The sequence below is a fragment of the Clostridium tyrobutyricum genome (genome assembly GCF_019144085.1).
Classification (GTDB): domain Bacteria; phylum Bacillota; class Clostridia; order Clostridiales; family Clostridiaceae; genus Clostridium_B; species Clostridium_B tyrobutyricum_A.
In genome coordinates, this window is sequence record NZ_JAHHUY010000078.1 from 1 (window position 1) to 1169 (window position 1169).

Below are 1169 nucleotides of genomic sequence, written 5' to 3' on the forward strand. Positions count from 1 at the left end.
ATTTTAAAACATTCATCTTCAAGTATTCTGTGAAAAGATTCTACATGTGCATTCTTATTTGGTGTTTTTACAGGTATTCTCTCATGGTGTAATCCAAGTTCTTCGCAGCATTCCTTAAATCTATAACTTACAAACTGCGGTCCATTATCAGTTCTTATTACAGGCTTTACAGGTTCTTTTCCATATAAATTTCTTTTCATTAATGCATTTTTTAAGAGTGCGGCAGCATCCTTAGCTTCACAGTGAAAACCCATGTGGTAATCTACAATGATTCTATCGAATATATCTATAATGTTAAGCATATAGAAGAATTTATCTTCTCCTTGAATATAACCATACTTGATATCCATTTCCCAGAGCTGATTTGAAGCTGTTACAGTTCTGTTAGAAGCTAGAGTACGCTTAACTTTAGGTTTTATAACTCTTTGATTTTTTAAAATACCAAGTTCTTTACACATCCTGTATACCTTCTTTGGGTTTATAACAAGCATATATTTACGCCTCAGATGATAGGTTATTTTTCTGTAACCGTAATATATTGCATCTCCATCTATAGATTCCAGTATGTCTTCTTTAATTTCATCATCACAGATTTTTTTACCATCTTTATTTAAAGAATATCCTCTTGGTTTGCCGCCTTTCGGCCTGTATTTTGGTCTGCCTTCCACACTTAAATTATAATAATATGTGGATCTGGACAGAGAAACTACTTTAAGTACAAAGACTGCATTATATCCCTGTTCTATATATTTTTTAGCTATTTCTACTTTATCTTTAATTGAGGGTTGGCTTTTTTTATGAGATCTTTAAGTATCGCTATCTCCAGGTCTTTCTCCCCAAGCAGCTTTTTTAGTGAATCATTTTCCTGTGTTACATTATTTATTTCCTTTTCAAAATCATTTTGTCCCTCAACCAAAGCTTTTCTACCTGGTTTTACTTTTATTTCGGAAGCTTTTTTAGAATTTCTGATCCATGTACTTATTGTTGAGTTTGATATTCCATGTTTTCTGGATACTAATGAAATATTTCCTACTTCCTTAACTTCATTTATTATTGATTCTTTTAATTCTTTACTATAACTTCTTCCCTTCATAGTTACCTCCAAATCTCTTTTTTATATTATATCTAATTTAGAAGCTGTTGTCTAACTATACTTAGGGGCTTAAGAG

Annotated in this window: 2 protein-coding genes; both read right to left on the bottom strand. The window is 31.5% G+C overall.

Annotated elements, in window-relative coordinates; all coding sequences use genetic code 11:
• Positions 1–668, bottom strand: a 668-nt coding sequence (locus KM800_RS15065; RefSeq protein ID WP_217813817.1) for a DDE-type integrase/transposase/recombinase, incomplete at its 3' end; no start/stop codon positions are given.
• A gap of 95 nt (positions 669–763) precedes the next feature.
• Complete coding sequence (locus tag KM800_RS15070) at positions 764–1093, bottom strand: transposase (protein ID WP_136711411.1); 330 nt, start codon at positions 1091–1093, stop codon at positions 764–766.
• Positions 1094–1169: the final 76 nt, after the last annotated feature.

What these genes read in the sequence shown, in the direction of transcription:
- KM800_RS15070 (WP_136711411.1), bottom strand. Translation starts at nt 1,093, where the DNA reads ATGAAGGGAAGAAGTTATAGTAAAGAATTAAAAGAATCAATAATAAAT.